This window comes from Ferrovum myxofaciens, assembly GCF_000735045.1.
GTDB lineage: Bacteria > Pseudomonadota > Gammaproteobacteria > Burkholderiales > Ferrovaceae > Ferrovum > Ferrovum myxofaciens.
Genome location: NZ_JPOQ01000236.1, coordinates 1 through 2,863 on the forward strand (window position 1 = coordinate 1; position 2,863 = coordinate 2,863).

General features: G+C 47.6%; 2 protein-coding genes. Both read right to left on the bottom strand.

Features of this window, described 5'->3' with window-relative positions:
- Positions 1 to 156: 156 nt before the first annotated feature.
- Positions 157 to 912 (bottom strand): metallophosphoesterase, encoded by a 756-nt coding sequence (locus IV91_RS0113045; RefSeq protein WP_031599169.1) that lies wholly within the window; start codon positions 910 to 912, stop codon positions 157 to 159.
- A gap of 220 nt (positions 913 to 1,132) precedes the next feature.
- Positions 1,133 to 2,392 (bottom strand): AAA family ATPase, encoded by a 1,260-nt coding sequence (locus IV91_RS0113050; protein WP_031599173.1) that lies wholly within the window; start codon positions 2,390 to 2,392, stop codon positions 1,133 to 1,135.
- Positions 2,393 to 2,863: the final 471 nt, after the last annotated feature.

Consider the following 2,863-nt stretch of genomic DNA (forward strand, 5'->3'; position numbering starts at 1 on the left):
GCATCATCAAACAATATATCGAGCAACAGCAAACGCCACTATAGGAAACGAAGATGGATGCCTTCGGCATCCGCGCTATTCATCCCCGCCCTGAACGACGGGGCTTTTCGCGCAGTCCGGGTAATCAGTTCGCAATAGTGATAATTCTCCCACACTCTATAGCCGTGTCAGAAACTCCGCATCAAAATCCATATTCTCCTGACTACCGCTGGTGACATAGCCCCGTGGATTACAGATCACTCGTGTTCCCATCACTTCATAATCCATGGTGTCGTGGGTGTGTCCGTGGATCCACAGGCAAGCCCTGTCCTCGCCCATCAGGTGATCCAGGTTCGATGCAAATGCAGCAGACATCGCGCTCTTTTGAAAACGCTCCGCCACGGACTTGAACGAAGGTAGGTGATGAGTCACTACCACGGTCTTGCCTTTAAATGGGGTTTGCAGTTCGCGTGTCAGCCATTCCAGGGATGTCTTGTGCAGTCGTGCCGAAGCGGTGGGACTGAATACCTTACCGTCATCGGAAATCACGCGGAAATCATTCATGACGTTCTGTGCATCATTCATGCACCACGGCCTCTCACCGGGGCCGAATAAAAGAAAATCTGTCCAAAGGGTTGCACCGAGAAATCGTACGCCGTCGATCACCACGGATTCGTCGTCAAGGAAGTGAACGTCATTCTCTTTTGCCGCAAGGCGCATCTTGTCAATCGTATCCTGGCGGTGCTTGCCATAGAATTCGTGATTGCCTGCCACAAAGACGATCTTTTGGTCAGGGAAGGCAAAGCGCGCCCACTCAATCCCGCGCTCTCCCTTGTGAATGTCTCCCGCAAGTACGACCACATCGGCGTCGGTATATGGAACCTGCAGATCGGCAAATTCCAGATGCAGGTCGGACAGAATATGCAGTTTCATTGGGTCTCCTTGAAAGTTTTTTGCCACACATCACTCAAAAGCCGATATACATACTTGTTGTAAAGCATTAAAAATGCATATATGGTTCCTGCTCAACGTCAATGTTATGAAATTCCAGTCGCAGAACAGCACCCCATTCCTAGCGCAATCGGATCAGTTTCACCCGCAAATCCGAAAGAGAAATTTCAGTCCCGTACAGTCGCGCCTTTTCAACATAGTTTTAAACAAACCCGATCGGCAATTTTTTGTTCGATTTTTCCGATTCTATGATCTCTACCAGGGTAAGCAGCCTGCCTCCCGACTCGATTGCCTTGATTGCACTTGCACGCACCGTGCTAATCAGTACGCGCACATCCATGTCCGCCCGAATCAATTTATCTACTGTCTCGCTGTCCAATTTAATACGCTTTGATTTAAGCAGAGTGCGATTGATTTGTTCGAACTCGTGTTGAATAACCAAACGTTTCTGCGTGGCCTTGGGCTTTTCAATGGTAAAAATCTTGCACCGGGACCGTAATGCCGCATCCATGTATTCGATATTGTTCGAAGTTAATAACACGATAAGGCGCGAAGCATCAAATGCCAGTCCCAGGCATTCATCACGATAACTACGGGCAGATTCTCGCTCAAGCAAATCCAGCAATGCAGGTAAAATGGAACAGTCCAACCGATCGCTCAACTTATCTGCTTCATCAAACAACAAAATTGCAGTTGCCGACTTACCACTGGAAATCAATTTAAAAACTTCGCCGGGCTCACTGTTGCTCCAGTGTGATGCGGTGCCTGTCAGGGACGCGGCGTGTTGCATCCCCCCGGCGGCCAGCTTCACAAACGGAAGTTTCAACGCTTTTGCCAGCGCTTGCGAAAAAGCAGTTTTTCCTACGCCAGGTGGCCCATTCAGCAACACCGGTGTGATGCGAAATGCCTCAGGTTTGCTAGCTCCGTTCAATACCATTTCACCACGCAAAAAATTCAGTACGGGAGAAAAATTCTCAAACAATTCTTTTAATGGATCGTAACTCTTGCTTAGAAACAACTTGAAATCGGGCAAGTCCCGATAGCCATCATTTTGGCGCATGCTTTCCAGATGCGGCGCCCAAAGTTTTTTCAGATCGCTGTTGGACTTTGTCGAATTAGCAGCCATCTGCGCCACCGCCCCCTGATCAAATATACGTACAGCACGCTTCGAACGTTTGGTCTTCAATACGGCTTTTGGAGAAGAATCGGGTTTTGACTCCTTTTTATTCTCTTTGTGATTGATTTCCGTGCTCACTGCTTCTTCCTCGACCATGCCATTCTCTACGACGGGTAATGTTGCTTGCGGACGCATAATTTCGTCTGCGGCTGTTCGCGAAAACCATTTCTTCCCTTCTTTTTCAGGGAGAGGTACAAGGTTGTGGCGCCGTTCAAGAACCTTTGCAACTAATTCACGCAATTGTTCTTTTTCTTTGACGGTTGCTTTCGATTCGCTGACGAACATACCTTCCTCCTTGGCAATAAATCACAAGCGCAATGCGGCGGCTTAGGGGGGCCCCTGTTTCTTATTAAATCAATGCGGAATCAATGCCCCGGTTGGGGCAAATTACTCAGTCAGAAGGTTATCTCGTGGTAACGATAATCCCGGTGACGGGTATTAATGACACGACTCACCAGGACATTTTTTTGGGGCTTTGCAATACTTTCGTACTTTTTCATCGCCACTCCTCCTAGTAGTCGTAGGCGAGCCCGTTTTGAAGTATTGAAAACCGGCTCGGCACGAAACCTTACATTATAATAAACTACTTAACTAAAGTCAATATGATTTGTGCATAAAAATTACTGTTTATTTGTCCTGATTATGTCTCTATCTCAGGTCGCACTAGATAACTGTACGGATATACAGTATACTGACCTCTTGCGAAAACCGTTTGAGGTGAACCATGGCGATCAACAGTATCCAGTTTCAGAAGGG

Coding starts and splice junctions, on each gene's coding strand:
- IV91_RS0113045 (WP_031599169.1), bottom strand. CDS start 912: ATGAAACTGCATATTCTGTCCGACCTGCATCTGGAATTTGCCGATCTG.
- IV91_RS0113050 (WP_031599173.1), bottom strand. CDS start 2,392: ATGTTCGTCAGCGAATCGAAAGCAACCGTCAAAGAAAAAGAACAATTG.